Annotated in this window: 12 protein-coding genes and 1 pseudogene; 9 read left to right on the top strand and 4 right to left on the bottom strand. The window is 66.6% G+C overall.

Annotated features, from left to right (window positions below):
* Both CKO28_RS23110 and CKO28_RS23105 read right to left on the bottom strand, forming a co-directional pair.
* The coding region (locus tag CKO28_RS23110; protein ID WP_200343258.1) for a transposase at positions 1-298 on the bottom strand (298 nt) is incomplete at its 3' end.
* A 127-nt stretch (positions 299-425) separates the two neighbouring features.
* The gene (locus CKO28_RS23105; RefSeq protein WP_200343259.1) at positions 426-683 is read right to left on the bottom strand and encodes a helix-turn-helix domain-containing protein; all 258 of its coding nucleotides are present in this window, start codon (positions 681-683) and stop codon (positions 426-428) included.
* A gap of 201 nt (positions 684-884) precedes the next feature.
* Between CKO28_RS23105 and CKO28_RS23100 the strand changes: the two genes are divergently transcribed.
* The 4 genes from CKO28_RS23100 to CKO28_RS23085 all read left to right on the top strand — a co-directional run bounded on the left by CKO28_RS23100 (position 885) and on the right by CKO28_RS23085 (position 4,373).
* A complete protein-coding gene (locus tag CKO28_RS23100; RefSeq protein WP_200343257.1) occupies positions 885-1,277 on the top strand; it encodes a hypothetical protein in 393 nt (130 codons plus the stop codon).
* A 45-nt stretch (positions 1,278-1,322) separates the two neighbouring features.
* Positions 1,323-1,979, top strand: a complete 657-nt coding sequence (locus tag CKO28_RS23095; protein ID WP_200343256.1) for a hypothetical protein — start codon at positions 1,323-1,325, stop codon at positions 1,977-1,979.
* 72 nt (positions 1,980-2,051) lie between these two features.
* On the top strand, positions 2,052-2,816 hold the full coding sequence (locus CKO28_RS23090; RefSeq protein WP_200343255.1) for a hypothetical protein: 765 nt from the start codon (positions 2,052-2,054) through the stop codon (positions 2,814-2,816).
* 240 nt (positions 2,817-3,056) lie between these two features.
* Complete coding sequence (locus CKO28_RS23085; protein ID WP_200343254.1) at positions 3,057-4,373, top strand: AAA family ATPase; 1,317 nt, start codon at positions 3,057-3,059, stop codon at positions 4,371-4,373.
* Positions 4,374-5,091: 718 nt separating this feature from the next.
* Here the strand turns inward: CKO28_RS23085 and CKO28_RS28990 are convergent.
* Positions 5,092-5,220: a hypothetical protein gene (locus CKO28_RS28990; RefSeq protein ID WP_274611061.1), complete on the bottom strand. Its 129-nt coding sequence runs from the start codon at positions 5,218-5,220 to the stop codon at positions 5,092-5,094.
* A 1,826-nt stretch (positions 5,221-7,046) separates the two neighbouring features.
* On the opposite strand from CKO28_RS28990, the gene CKO28_RS23080 reads away from it, so the two are divergent.
* The 4 genes and pseudogenes from CKO28_RS23080 to CKO28_RS23070 all read left to right on the top strand — a co-directional run bounded on the left by CKO28_RS23080 (position 7,047) and on the right by CKO28_RS23070 (position 11,182).
* Positions 7,047-8,549: a hypothetical protein gene (locus tag CKO28_RS23080; RefSeq protein WP_200343253.1), complete on the top strand. Its 1,503-nt coding sequence runs from the start codon at positions 7,047-7,049 to the stop codon at positions 8,547-8,549.
* 752 nt (positions 8,550-9,301) lie between these two features.
* Positions 9,302-10,087 carry a hypothetical protein gene (locus CKO28_RS23075; RefSeq protein ID WP_200343252.1) on the top strand — a complete coding sequence of 262 codons (786 nt, stop codon included), beginning with the start codon at positions 9,302-9,304 and terminating at the stop codon, positions 10,085-10,087.
* A pseudogene (locus CKO28_RS29640) lies at positions 10,084-10,509 on the top strand (relaxase/mobilization nuclease domain-containing protein); the annotation flags it as partial. The gene CKO28_RS23075 and the pseudogene CKO28_RS29640, both read left to right, overlap by 4 nt.
* 400 nt (positions 10,510-10,909) lie before the next feature.
* Positions 10,910-11,182 (top strand): hypothetical protein, encoded by a 273-nt coding sequence (locus tag CKO28_RS23070; RefSeq protein WP_200343251.1) that lies wholly within the window; start codon positions 10,910-10,912, stop codon positions 11,180-11,182.
* A 726-nt stretch (positions 11,183-11,908) separates the two neighbouring features.
* Here CKO28_RS23070 and CKO28_RS23065 read toward each other — a convergent pair.
* Positions 11,909-12,247 (bottom strand): tyrosine-type recombinase/integrase, encoded by a 339-nt coding sequence (locus CKO28_RS23065; protein WP_200343250.1) that lies wholly within the window; start codon positions 12,245-12,247, stop codon positions 11,909-11,911.
* Between the two features lie 678 nt (positions 12,248-12,925).
* On the opposite strand from CKO28_RS23065, the gene CKO28_RS23060 reads away from it, so the two are divergent.
* Positions 12,926-13,249, top strand: a complete 324-nt coding sequence (locus CKO28_RS23060) for a hypothetical protein (protein WP_200343249.1) — start codon at positions 12,926-12,928, stop codon at positions 13,247-13,249.
* Positions 13,250-13,403 lie beyond the last annotated feature (154 nt).

The raw sequence follows: 13,403 nt of genomic DNA, 5'->3' as shown, positions 1-13,403 counted from the left end.
CCTGCTCGCCGACGATGAAGCGGTAGCCGGCATCGCGCTCGCACAACCGCTCGATCTTGCGGCTGGAGCGCACGCCCTGGCTGTAAGCGTAGATCAACAACGCCAGCAGGACCTTCGGGGCGAACGGTACCTGGCCGGCGCCGCCCACCCGGTGCTCGGCCTCGAACGCCGAAAGGTCCATGAGCTCGACCGCGTCGACCACCCAGTGGACGATGTCGCCCGACGGCAACCAGTCCATCATGTCCACCGGCAGAAGGTATCGCTGGCGGCGGTCCGGGGCGCGGAAGAAACCCGCCATATCCGTCTCCCTCAGGGATGAACCTACACCTGAGATAGAGTCAAACTGGCGCACCAGATTCAATTAAAACGCGAACCCGAACCTAGCTCGCCACGTGAAGGTGCGATTCCGCAACAGGCTCCGTATTTCACGAAAACCTCGCAAGCCGCACGCCAACGCCACCAAAGTCATCTGCATCTAGGAAAACCACCCCTTCGTGCTCTAGGGCTTCGCGTATATCGCGAATTGTTCGCTCGTAAGGTTGCCTAATTCCCTTTTCAAAGTCTGTCAGCGTTTTCCGACTTACCTTGGCTAAAACGGCGAGTTCGCCCTGTTGCAAGCCCACCAACGCTCTGCCGGCCCGACACTGAGCCGGTATCAGTACGGGTGGCGTTTGACGCGTCATCGACGAGAAGCCCTCCCCTTGTTGACGCTTGAGCAACAGGGTGTTACTTTGTGAGTAAGGTTGCCCGTGAAGGGCGTTGTTTGTGCCCAGGTTCAGGCTAATCCGTAGCACCGACTCACTGACACGCGCAAACCGAACGGGCAGCGGAAGATAAGATAACTCAGCAAACTAAGCGCTTTTCCAACTGAATGAGGGGTCACAATGCCCTACGAATCGCTGAAATCTCGCCTCAGCCGGGAATTCCCGGATGACGCCGTCCTGCAGGCGCAGGTCGCGGCCGCGGGCAACCTCGACCAGATCGTCGCCGCGCTCGGGCGCAGCTACCGCGCACGCGTGGAGGAGGCTGCTCGGATCGCCGCGAACGTCAGCGCAACGGACAACGCCGGCGTGCGCCGCGCGGAACAGGCCGCCGATGCCCGGGAACGCGTGATCCTTGAGGTCATGGCTTTCTTCGACCGCACGACGGCTGAAACGGGCGCGATCAAGGTGACCCGAACCGGCCCGCGGCATTTACGGGTGCGAAGCCCGCTGCGCGCTCGGTCCGAACGTGCCTCGTCAACGCCCACAGTTCGCTCAAGCGCGAACAAGGTATAGCCCAGAGCGCCAACGTCGAACGCGAAGCGTAGAGGAGCCCCGACGTTGATCGACGAAATCCGTCAAGAAATCGACGCCAAGGTCGAACGGCTCGCCCGAACCCCGGCGAACCCGGATCCGGCGCTAGCCGATTGGGCGAACCGCCTGACATTCCTGGCCCGTAGCCTTCAAGCCTACGAGGGTCATCTGCTTTCCCGTGTCGTTCCAGCAGCTTTGCAGGCCGCCCCGCACCTTCAGGTTGTGGCGCAACCCAGGCTCACCATTCCCCAACGCGCGCTGGAGGCCGTCGAGCGGGGTGAGGAAATCGCCCTCGAGTACAGTGAGAACGACGGGCCGACACGCCAGCTCGACCTGATCGTTTTCCACTGCCGTAGCGGCATCATCGAGTTTCTGGAATGTAAGAGAGGATCGCAACCAATCGGCCGCGATCACCAGCGGTCCCGGCTGCGGGACGACGCGGCATTACAGCTGATCGGCCGTTCGTACGCCCGGGAGCAATTGCGCCAACTGGCGACCGACTGCCGGTGCGTCACCCTGTCCTACTACGGGCACACCGGGCTTCCCGAATACAAGACGCTGCGGGCAGCCGAACTGGACAGACATTTCGGCTGGAACGTTCGCGCCCAGGTTGAGCAGCACCTGACTTATTTCCGCGCCCGGCTCGACGCGGAAATCCCGGGTCTCACCGGGATGGCGGCCTGACGGAAAGGCCCCCGTCAGACCGCGCTTCGAGTCGTCGTCAACCGCAAGGTCACCGTCATAAAGGAGGATATCATGGCCCACGGTAACCTTACCTTGTCGAGTAGCACCGAAGCCGGCTTCCGGGCAAGTGGTGAGGAAAGCCGGTTCGCCCGCTGGCTGGCCGAGGTCCGTCCGGACCTCAGCCGCGATGCGCGGCGACAGATCCGGCACTACGTGCGCCTGCTGATCCGGCTGTACGGCGCGGAAACACCCGATCTCGTGGCGGCCGCGCCGGCGCAGATCGAGGAACGGATCCAGGCCGCCGACCTGACCGCCTGCGGCTTGTCGCCCGAAAAGCGTCGGCACCTGCTGAGGGCGGCGCGCGCCCTACATGCCGCCGTTTACAGCCGGGGCCCCTCGGCCACACGGCGCCTGATGGACCGTCGAGCCCCGCGACGGGCCCACGGTCACGCCCGATCCCGGTCGCAGACGGCCGACCAGCCGATCGACGACCTCGTCGCGCGCATGCCGCACCCCGCTCAGACCGCGAAAGCCCCCACGGGCGAATCCGGCGCCGCGAGCCAGCCGCCCGCCGTGCGCCACCTGGTCGAGGCGCTGAACCACCAGATCACCGTCCAGGGGGCGATCGACGACACGCTCGACGTCCGCAAGGCGGCCCGGGCCGTCATCGCGCCGCTGTCGCCGGTAGCCCGGTTGCGCTTGATCGCGGCGATGCCCGAGGTGGCTCGGTTGCCGGTCTGCTTGCGCCGGAACACGACCGCGCCCAGCCCGGCCGATGTCGCCGTCGAGGCCCTGGTGGCGCTTCTAGAGTCTGAGGCCGACGTGCACACGCTATGAGTCCCCGGCTGTTCGCAAGCGGTCAACGCGGGCGCCAGCGGCGCCCGCGTGCTGGCCCTGCGGTGCAGCGACCGGTTTCGATCATCACAAAACGCGAAGCGACCCCGTGAGGTGAACGGCATGAGAGAAATCGAATGGTGGCGACGGCGTCGCCCCGAAAAGCTAACGCACTCCGAATGGCAGCTCCTCCATCGGCGGTTGGTCGACATCACGCCGCGCGAGCTCGGTGGAGCTACCGGATTGCTGCGCGCGGCGGTCGCCGAAGACCACCAGGCCGCGTTCCGCCTGGCGCTCCTGCTGCTGAGCGAAAGGCCGAAGACGACGGTTTTGCGCGATCTCGCGGCCTCCTGGGCGCTGCTGGCCGCGCATGCGCCGGGCCTGCACGGCTCGCGCGTCGGTGACGCCGCGGACGTGTTGGAGGAGTTGCACCTGAACGATCTGACCGAATACCGCCACAAGCGCCGCAACCGCTTGGCCGCGCCCGGCGAGCGCGCGGCGGCGCTGCGCCAGGCGACCATCGCGGAGCGATACGTCGACAAAGCCGCGCCGGCCCTAGCGCGCTACCGCGACGACCTGAAAGAAGCGCGGGAGGCCGACGCGCCCGCGGACACCGAACCGGCGGAGCCCGCCCCCGACGCGGGCGCCATGACCTGGGACGTTCCAACCAAGCGGGTCATCCAAGCGGACGCCCTGCCCGGCGGGCACCGCTTCGAGGACAAACGCCTGATCGAGGAGTTCAAGCCGTTGCTGGGCGAGCTGCCGCTCGCCGGGCGCGTGACCGATCCGGACGCGTTCGTCGACACCCTGGTCGGATCGTTCCCCTGGATGGCGGACGCCCTGACCCCCATGCGCGACGATCTCCGACTACGGACGTACGCCGGCCTGCCCTGGCTCCACGTCCGGCCACTTCTGCTCGTCGGGCCGCCGGGTAGCGGCAAGACAATCCTCGCCAGAAGGCTGTTCGCCCAGGCGGGTGTCGGTTGCGACATCCTCAGCGCCGGCGGAGCGAGTGACAATCGACACTTGCAGGGCACGGCGCGCGGCTGGGCCGGCGCACAACCCTGCGGTGCACTTCGCGCGGTCCAGCATCATTCCTGCGCGAACCCAGGTATCGTCGTTGATGAGGTTGACAAAGCTGGCGGGAGCGCGCGCAACGGTCGGCTTCAGGACACCCTGTTGGCGATGCTGGAGCCTGGGACAGCCGGCGCGTTTTACGACGAGTGCCTGTGCGTCGACCTGGACCTCAGCTCGGTGAACTGGGTGTTGACCGCGAACAGAACGGCCGGTCTGGCGGCGCCCCTCAAGTCCCGCTTGACGATCGTGGAGGTCCCCGCTCCGGCTGGTCGAGACCTGGACGCCATCATGGCGGATTTGATCGGCGACGTGGCGGCAGAGCTGGGTGTGCGCCGGGCTGCGCTACCAACCCTCGACCCGTCGCTGCTGCAGGCCCTCCAGACCGATCTCGACCGCCATGGCGACGTCCGACGCGTCCAGCGAGGCCTGAAGCGCGCGCTCGCGCAGGCGGCGGGCCGTACACGTCGGCCAGTCGACGCTTGAGCGCCCGGTTCGCGCTGGCGTCTGGCCGCCGGCCGGAGGGCGGCGGCCCGGCTCGCCCGCGGTCCGTCGGGCGCGGTCGCGATGTCAGATGCTGGGGCGATCTTTCAGACATAACCAATTGCCAAGCCGATCCCCTTGATGCTGGCGCCAGCAGACCGCACCCGCGCGAGTGTGTACGGCGGTTCGGTACTCGCGACCCTGTGCGTCGAAGAGATCGGAGTAGCCGGGGGTCTACAATACCCACTGTGATCCGTTGCTCGTAAGCACGCATTTCCGAGGATGAATGATGGTTGCCAGGCGGGCGCACGTGACGCAGTCAGGGGTTGGCGTCTGGATCGGAGTTTGATTCCAGCTTGGTCTCCTGCTTAGCTCGATGTCCGTACCTACTAATCAACGATGCGCGGCCGTCAGCTCACCAAGTGTCGCTGACGACGCGGATGCCTGTGTCATGGTTGCGGTGTTCACCGCCATCGGTACAGGCGCTCGATCACCGCGGCTCAGAGATCGGCGAACCGGTTCTCAATGATGACCTTCAGCTGTCGGCCGCCGGTCACGACGCGCGTACCGATGACGAGCACGGCCCGGCCCAGCCAGTGCAGGCCCCCTCGCCGCGGGCGGTTTCCAGGGCGGGTCGGGCGATGTGCAGAACCTGGTAGACCAGTTGATTGAGTAGGAGCAGCGCCTCGTTGCGAGCGAACACGAAGTCGGCGCTCTGCGCCTACGCCTGGCTGCGCAGCTGGCCGGCGCTGACGACCGGACGGTCGGCGTAGCAGGTCTTCGGCCGATCCGTGGCGGACAGTGCGGGATGGCAGACCGCCTTCAATTCGCTCATGTGGGGTTCCGCCATGCCTCTTCGCCGGTGGCGCGCCAGGATCTCTGGCACCGTCATGCGCTCGGGCGCGATGCTGATGACCAGGCAGAACCGATCCAGGTCGCGGTCCGCCGCCCGCTCCGTCAGGACCAGGATGACACGGCGCGGCGTTGTCCCGGGGCCGGCCTGCTACGACAGGTCCCCGCACCACAGCCGGGGCGCGTCCGGCGGGCGGCCGCGCACACGCTTGCGGAACGCCGCGCTGAGGCTGTCCAGAACAGCCGGGTTGGCCTTGAGGTGCGCGATGTACGGTACGGTGCCGTTCGCTTCCAGGGCGGCGAGGAGGTCCTCGCTTGGATACCAGATCGCCTTCTGCCGGCAGGGGCCTGGAGCTTGTCGACCAGAAACCGCCGCAGCCCGCTCAGCGCATGATCTCCCGAAGCAGCAACGCGCCGCCGGCGGTGCCCGGGCGCTCGTCTCGCCTCTCGCGTTGAACGGACCGATTGAACGAAGGGGTCAGCAGATGCCTACGCTCACTCCGGGCGTGAACCTCGGCATGTTTCCTTGGACTTCCCACAAGCCCCGGTAACAGAAGCTTCCGAGGTCACGCCACCTCCCGCCACTACCCCGTCAGCGAATGACACGGGGTGTGGCCGGTCCATATCGATGATGGAGCGCCCGTCGGCTACAAGTCTGTGCCTCAGTCGGCGCCAGAACGCCAGGGCACTTCCTTGGAAATCACCGCCGGTCGCACGTTCCGATCGCTGGCGTTGTTGATGGGGGCGTGCTGCCGTCGTTTCCGAGGTCATAGGCACGGCGGGCACTTCGGCCGCCGCGAAATCAGGCAACTTGCTCTGACTGTGGATAAGCGCGCAGCTACCCCCTTAAAGGGCGTGCATCGTCTTTGGTCGTGCCGATCAGCGCCATAACCGCATGCAGTCAGACCACCAACCATCGTTATGGGTTCCCTCGGATACCTGCGCCCGCGGTGTCCACTCTGGCGACGGTCAACCGCTACCGCGAGGGGTAACCTTATTGGCAGCAAGGGTGTCGTGTGAAGGCGTTACCGGCCGTGCCGGTGCGGCGGCTGCGCGGCGAGAGGCCACGCCCCGCCAAAGGTTGGCCCCCGCCTCCTCCCCCGGACGCAGCCGCCTTCCAGAGGCCGCCGCCGTGGTCTCAGGCCAGCGCCGCGGGGCGACTTTAGCGCGCTGTGACGCGCGGCTTGCCGACAAACGACCCGCCTGCGTGGTGTCGCTGACCCGCCGGGTACGGCCAGCTTACTCAAAACCGATGCAGATCCCCCCTGCGCCCCAGAAAAGATCGACCGGGCATGGGCCACGGTAGGACCGCTGGACCGGCTCCGTCCGTCGCAAGCCGCGCACCCGCGTGGGTCACCGCCGCGGTCTTGATGTCCGGGCTCGAGCCAGGTGGCCCCGGAGCATGCCTCAGCAAGCGGCCCGGTCCCCGAAGCCGAACGGCGACCCCTGCGCGCCGGCTGCGCCGCCCCGACCGCGATTGCGAGCCGATCCCTGTCCTGCCGCCGATCCGCCGCACCGGGCGCCGGGAAGGCGCGCCTGAGAAGGCGACGCCAGATCTGCCAGACGCAGCGGGGAAACACACCCCGATCCGAGCACAGACCGTCCCAACCCTAATCGTTGTCAACAAAAATAAACCGGAATGCTTTTGAAACGGAATATACGCACCACTGATAAAAGCGTTCACTCTTAATTTTTGCCAACGGGATTGACACAACACGAGTCACAAATAGATTATACCTAGATCGATACATCACCGAAGATACCCATCGACAACCGACGGACAGCAGCGACTTTTTGCAGGGGTCAACGGAGCTAGTAACCATCATGCCACGCGACGTTCACATCGACTCACTCGTGGAAGGCGACAACGTCCTGGGTGAAACGCCCAGCAACCGGGCGGTCGTGCACGCGGCCGAACAGATCCGGCACGAAGGACAGGTGCTGCCTTTGCTGATCTACGAGGCCGATGGCCGCTGGGTCGTCCACGACGACACCCTTCGTCTTAGAGCGTTCAAGCGACTGCGCGATAAAGGCCGCTGGCCGGAAAATCTCAAGCATCTCTACGTCTTCGTCGTCGTCCTATCGGGCGCCGAGGCCGCCGCGTTCCACGGATGTGACGACGTGATCGGGAAACAGCTCGGGCCGGTCGACGAGGCCATTTACCTCAAGCGCCTGCTTGAGGTGTACATGCGCGCGGGGGCCAAGGAACTAGGGGGGCGCGTTCGCCGAGATAACAGGAGCCAGCCCGCGAACCAGCAACCCGGCGCGACGGGCTTCCTGCGGGCGCGCTACGGCTGGAGCGACGAATGGGCCCGTCAGTCGGCCCATCGAACCCGTCTGTCGTGGTCCCTGCTGTTCACGTTGCGCGAGGAAAAGAACGTGACCAAGGGCGCTCTTACCCGCGCCGGCAAGGCCATCTACCACGATCCGGCCAGCGATCCCGACGCAGTGGCCCGGAGTGCGTTGAACGGCGGCTGCACCAAGCACACCGGCTCGAAAACGCCGGACGCAGAGAGCGACCCGGCGGCGGCGACGTCGGGCTCCGACAACGCCGTCAGGACAGAGCCCACGGGCGATCCGGAAACCGGCGTCGCAGCGACCCCGGCGAGCCAGACCGCGGCACACGCGTCGACCAGCTCCCGAGCTTGGCAAGAGTTCGGCCGACAGATCGCCCACCGCCTCGGATCCTGGTCGCTGGACGCCGCCCTCGCCTGCCTGGCCACGCTTTTTGCCGAACTCGCGGCGTCGGCCGGGCCCGAGGCCAGCGCGGTTTGGTCGAAACTACTCGCCACGTGCCGAGAGATCGAAGCGGGTCGCGGACAAGAGCCCGCCACGGATCCATCAACGCCGGAGCCGGCAAGCACGGATACGCCAAGCGGTAACACGACGCAGACGCGGGCCGCAGCCGCACCCCCGCAGGCGCCAACGCGCGAAACAGCGTCCGCGCGCAAGCCCGACGACGAACCGGTTGAGACGGCTCAGCCCGTTGCGCAACCGGCCCGGACGGACACCCGAACGAAGGCCTCCCCGACGAACGGCGCGACCCACGGCGGCTCGAATGCCCGGTCGGACCAAACGGACCGCGACAACCCGTCAAGGGGCCAGCCCAACAACGGCCCAAGCGGCGGCCGATGCACGGAAGCGGAAGCCCAGGAGGCCCGCCATTACCTCGAGCGGTTGTGGAGCCAATTGGGGTCCCTGGCCAATATCCACGCGGCGAGCTCTGTGGGAAAGGGCTGTCTCGACCGGCTATGGAAAGAGGGGCGGTTGAGCAGAAAGAATCTGCGTCTGCTGCGAAGCGCGGCAGCTGAGCACGGTGTGGCCTGAGCGCGCGAGGTCTGTGACAGGCCGATCGGCGGCTCGTCCGTTTTCACCACCAACCGTACCAAGCGGCCGACTCTCGTTCAACCAAGCGATGTCCGTCAACGCCAAAGCGCGGACCGGACGCCTGATCCGCCCCGTCAGCAGCCGTCATCTCGTGCTTCCCAGGCCCGCCTCCCTCCTGGCGCGGCAACGGACACTCAACGGAGACGGCCCGGCCTGGCGCGAAAGCCTCGATCGGCGACGAGCTCGGCCCGTCGAACGCTGTGTCGGAAAACGCCTGAAGCTCGCGCGCAACCACAGCGGCCCGGACGTTGTCACTGGATGACGTGTCTGTAGCGCTGCGCCCCCCAGTGCCAGCCAGCGGCAAGACGGCGCGGGACATATGGCGAAGCAGCCGCGACGCGCGGCGACAGGCATGTGGCCCACCCAGCTTCGCTGACCACCTGACGCAGCCGGGTTTCGGAAAACTGGATCGTGTACGGGTCGTGGAGGTGAAGAGGCCCGGTCGGGCCACTCGAAACAGCGCCCGCCGCGGTCCGCCAAAGGGCACGCAACCGACGGACCTGTAATGTTGCCCCTTGTCTCCCTTGCATTCCGTTTCAAAATTCCCAATAGATGTGGATAGAAACACGCTAAGACCAGGGCGCCAGCAAGTGTAAAACTGTTTACAAGGAGCCCCCGACGGCTTTTTTAAAAATGTTGACACTTGTGCGCATCCAGCACTTCGCTTCGAAGCGGCGAAATCGACACGCTATATGGCAAATGGCATCCAAAAGGCGCGCAACATGAAGGGTGGAGAAAACGAACAGCACCTATGGGGAACGTCCGATACGGCGCTCATCCAGGGCTGGGCCGGGACCGTCCAGCCTGACCGGATCGATCGCGAACGCGGGGCGACCGAACAGGCGGGCGTGGCCGGCCGATCCTTGATCGTCCACGAGGCACCCGAAGGTCGCAGGGACTTGGAGGAGCCTGGCGAGCAGTTCGCGCCGGCGGACAAGGCCAGGTATCGCCAATTCCCTTGGCTGGGGCGAAGGCCGAAGCGCTCGCAGCACTTCGCCGGCTTGAGGCCGAAGACCGCCAACAGGGCAACGCGCGTGACGGTTAGGCTTCACATCACCGGCCTGTCCCCGCGCGTTTCGCCGGCATCTTTTTGTTTTCGTTGTTTTTCCAGCGCAGGACGGCTGTCTATACAGATAAGGAGGGCCGAAACCATGGCTTCAGGAAACAGCCCTCACCTGGCGATCCGCGTGTCCGAGCGCGAACGCCGGAGGTGGCAAACCGCATCACAGGTCCTTGGCTACGCTTCACTGTCCGCATTCGTCAAGGCGCAGTGCGACGACGCCGCCCGTACCACGCGGGTGGCCACCGCGGATGCGGCGGAGCTCCGCCGGCTCCGCCGGGCTCTCAATCGCGCTGCCGACGGCCTGGAGCGGGCGGCCTCAACCGATTCGCCCCGCGACAGCAGCGAACAGGACGTCTCCCAGCTCGTCCGTGAGATCGAGCGGATCGTGGCGACCCTGAACGGGCTGATCCGTTGATCGTCACGATCACGCTCGTCCGGACCAGCCGGGGCGTCGGGCGCCTGCGCCGCTATCTGGAGGCGGACCCCGCGAACGACGAGATCAGGGTTTACGCCGGGGCGTGGCGCGAGATCGCGGCCGGGTTCGAGGACGCTCACGCCCTGGGGGCGCGGTACGCCGGCCTGCACGTGACCGTCAATCCGTCCCCGGGCGAGCGCTGGGACGCGGTCGCGCGCGCTCACACGATCACAGTCGTGACGGAGGAGCTCGGGCTGGCCGAACCGCCGGCAGTACAGGTCGAGCACGAGAGGCGCCGCACCGGCCACGACGTCCCAACGCCGCACCTCCACCTCGTTGCGAATCGCGTGGACCCGGCGAGCGGTGCGCGGATTCCGGACCGTAAGCCGGGGGTCACCCGGGAGACCGTGGCCCGCCGGCTGGAGCTGGACCTGGGGCACGCGCTCACGCCCGGTCGGTTCAACCGGCAGGTGGCCGACCGCCTGGAAGGCCGTGGCCGGGCGGTCGAAGCCGCGCAGGTGCGCGCCGCGGACGCCGCCCGGCCGTCGCGTGCCCGCTTCAAGACCGGTCAGCTACGGCGAGCGCGTCAGCAGGGTGTTGACCTACCTGCGCTGGCAGCCACGCTGAGGGCCGCGTGGGCCGCCGGTGGCGCGACGGCTGTGGCCGACGAGATCGCCAAGCACGGCCTAACGGTTGCGTACGGTTGGGCGCGCGCCCTATTGACCTATCCGGGGACGGGTCAGGTTCTCTGCCCCCTCGCGCACCTTGCACGGATCAGCGAAACCGACGCCGTGGCCGTTGTCGAAAACCTGGAGGCAAGTAATGCCCGAGGATCCAGCTACCATCCTGCAGAACCTGCGCAACGACCTGCAGAACACGAACACCGCGATCCAGAACCTGGACGCGCGCCTCACCGCCGTCGAGAGGAGTATGGAGGTTATCGAGCGAGCGTTGGGCCCGATCGCCAGCGAGGAGAGCCAGAACGCGACCGATCAGCAGGACCCCGTAGAGATCCGGTTGAACCGTCTAGACCGCAACCTGATCGCGATCGGCCGGAATCTCGGCGTCAGGGTCGAGGAGCCGAGCGAGTCCTGACGTCGCTGGACCGCGCACAGCTGCGGGGGAAGCTGCGCGCGATGGCGCCAGGCCCCGGCAGGTCTAGGTCCGGCGGTTTCCCGGAAGGGCGGCTGCTGCGCGCTCGGCTAATGAGCGCAGGCGCGCCCCCTGCTCGGCCGGCTCCGCCCCTTCTGCGCGCAAAGCTGGCCGCGGCGTCGTCGATCGACCGGTCGGCGGCGCCCATGTCCGATGCGCTGGTGTCCCGCATCCGCGGCGCACGTCTTCGAACGCGGCAATCACCCGACACGCGGGCCGCCTTACACGCCGATCCGACGGACACTCCGGCAGCGCAGGCGGAAACGCCGACCGAACCAATGACCGACCCGGCGGAGCCGCCAGACGACGAGCCGATGGACGAGCCCGACCCCGAGACCCCCGGGTTCGGTGGTCCCGGTTGATGGCCGGTCATGGACGGCCCCTACTGGGGCCCGACCTCCCGGCTGGGGCGCGCCGCGGTCGCGATCAAGAAGGGCGCGTTCCGACCGGGCGTCCCGATAACACAGCGGTGGTCGCCCACCTGGCCGCAGTCGTTGTCTGAAACAACGCCATCCGGAACGCACGCCGACGGGCGCGTGAAGTGGTAAAGATGTGGTGGACTCTCGAGTTCGGTCTGCCGCGCGTCTTCACCCCAACGGACCACTTGCGCGCTCGGCACGCCAAGCCTGGCGGCTGTGACCCGGCCGCAGCCGCGGATCCTGGTCCGGGTTACTCGGCATAATCGGTACGGCTCGTGTCCTTCAACACGGCGAGCAGCTTGTCGGGCGCCGTGAACCGCCCGGGCGCGAGCGGCGGGGACTCGGATGCGGCGAGCGTGGCGAGTTTCTCTGTCGGATCGGCGCGGAGGTACACCTCGGTGCTCTGCAGGCTGGCGTGACCGAGCCAGGGCGACACCTGGCGCACGTCCCGGGTGGCCTGGAGAATGTGCATGGCGCAGGTGTGGCGCAGGACGTGCGGAGTGACGCGCTTCTCCGCAAGGGCTGGACACGTCGCGGCGGCGACGCCGACGTGCTTGGCGAGGATGTACGCAAAGCCCGACCGGGTCATGGCCAAGCCGTTTGCCGTAAGTCGAAATCGGGTAGAATAAAACGCTTGAGCCCACGTAAACCGCGCGTTCTGTTCGCCCGCCCATGCCGAAAAAATCTTCGGGAGCCGAGGAGGCACCGGAAAACCCCTCAACTTTGGTCAACTACGAACCTTTGGTAGAAACCCCTTTTAGTCGAGGAAAGGATTGTCGCCTACCTCGGATTCCGTCCGAGGTTGACGGCATCCAGGTCGATCATGCCGGAACGTCGAATGCGAGAACTTCGGCGTGTCACCGCGCCAGGACGTCCGGCGCGGACGATCGCGGCGTGACACGCCTCGGGTCAGTGACGGGTACCGGGTGGTCGGAAAACGTACGCAGACCGCGCCCAAGAACCTGCTCCGCATGAAGTGCGGGCAGCGCTCGAGCATCAAGAGCAACCTGGGTATCAAGGAAGAGCTGACGCGGATCTCGGCGTATCTCGCTGTCCCGCGCCGGGCACGGAGCCAGCATGCCCGAACACGCGCTGCGAGAACCGCCGCGTACCGATCAGCGCGTCAGGGCGCTGCTACCGACATGGCCGGACGTCGGATGGCACTGAGCGATATCGTTGCCGATGCTGCAGCAAGGTCTTCTCCGAGGGGCGCCGTCGTCGTCCACAGGCGATCTCCCACGAGAACCGCGAGATCTTCCTGGCGCTGGTGAACGAGCAGCCGATCCGGGCCATCGCCTGCACGCGCGGGATCAGCACCCAGACCGTCTACGAGAAGATCGACTGCATACACCGGCAGTGCCTGAGCTTCCTGGCGGCACACGAGGCCAAACTCGCGCGGAAGCGCCTGCGTGGTCTCTACATCAGCGTCGATCGCCAGGACTACATCGTGAACTGGTCCGACCGGGCCTTCAAACGCAACACCCAGCTGACCGCGATCGGCAGTGCGCATTTCGGCGAATTCGCCCGGGCGGTTCGGCTGAAACCGCCCACCCGGTTCGGTGAATCCGCCCACCCTGGGCGGGTCGCATGAGAGGTCGGGGCGCGGGCCTTCTCGTTGCAGCTTACGGGTGTGGGTGTTGGAGCGACAAGCAGGATATCGCCCGCGCTCGTCCAGGTAGTCCACAGCCAAGGGGACCGCGCGCGCCCATAAGGCGCAGCGCGCGGGCCGCGCCGTGCTGTGGACC

The sequence above is a fragment of the Rhodovibrio sodomensis genome (genome assembly GCF_016583645.1).
GTDB lineage: Bacteria > Pseudomonadota > Alphaproteobacteria > Kiloniellales > Rhodovibrionaceae > Rhodovibrio > Rhodovibrio sodomensis.
This window is presented reverse-complemented; position numbering and strand designations above follow the sequence as displayed.

Bases quoted from the DNA above. Each gene is read 5' to 3' on its own strand.
- CKO28_RS23105 (WP_200343259.1), bottom strand. From the start codon at position 683: ATGACGCGTCAAACGCCACCCGTACTGATACCGGCTCAGTGTCGGGCC.
- CKO28_RS23100 (WP_200343257.1), top strand. From the start codon at position 885: ATGCCCTACGAATCGCTGAAATCTCGCCTCAGCCGGGAATTCCCGGAT.
- CKO28_RS23090 (WP_200343255.1), top strand. From the start codon at position 2,052: ATGGCCCACGGTAACCTTACCTTGTCGAGTAGCACCGAAGCCGGCTTC.
- CKO28_RS28990 (WP_274611061.1), bottom strand. From the start codon at position 5,220: ATGGCGGAACCCCACATGAGCGAATTGAAGGCGGTCTGCCATCCCGCA.
- CKO28_RS23080 (WP_200343253.1), top strand. From the start codon at position 7,047: ATGCCACGCGACGTTCACATCGACTCACTCGTGGAAGGCGACAACGTC.
- CKO28_RS23075 (WP_200343252.1), top strand. From the start codon at position 9,302: ATGGCAAATGGCATCCAAAAGGCGCGCAACATGAAGGGTGGAGAAAAC.
- CKO28_RS23070 (WP_200343251.1), top strand. From the start codon at position 10,910: ATGCCCGAGGATCCAGCTACCATCCTGCAGAACCTGCGCAACGACCTG.
- CKO28_RS23065 (WP_200343250.1), bottom strand. From the start codon at position 12,247: ATGACCCGGTCGGGCTTTGCGTACATCCTCGCCAAGCACGTCGGCGTC.